Genomic DNA, 535 nt, shown 5'->3' on the forward strand with positions numbered 1-535 from the left:
GGCGCAGACCACGCGGTGATGGAGGCGTCGGGCGGCTATGAGCGGCTGGGCTTCATGCTTTTGTGGGCGCACGGCATGCCGTGCGCCCTGGTCAATGCCAGAAGCGTACGCCGCTTCGCCGAGGCGATGGGCTATCTGGAGAAGACCGACCGGATCGACGCTGCCGTCATCGCCCATTATAGCGCAGTCAAGAAGACGGTCCCGACGCCACCGCCCAGCACGACCCAGTAGCGCCTTGCTGCGCTGGTTGGGCGGCTTTGCCAGGTTGTCGGCGATGCGACTGTCAACAAGCAGCGCAGAAGTGCCGCACGCGATGCCGAGACATGCGCCAGCATCGAGGCCATGCTGGCCTTCCTCAAGCGCGAGGAGCGGCGCCTGGAAGGCGAGATCGCCTCGATGATCGACGACGATCCGCTGTGGGCCAAGCTGGGGCAGGCCTTCCGTTCGCTCAAGGGTGTGGCCGGCCGCACCGTCGCTCGCCTGATGGCCGAACTGCCCGAGATCGGCCTCATCTCCAACAAGGCCATCGCCAAGC

1 pseudogene is annotated in these 535 nt (G+C 66.2%); it reads left to right on the top strand.

Annotated features, from left to right (window positions below):
- Positions 1–535 (top strand): annotated as a pseudogene (locus tag AC1D0N_RS31880) (IS110 family transposase); the annotation flags it as partial.

Source organism: Mesorhizobium sp. P2_E10 (assembly GCF_056404235.1).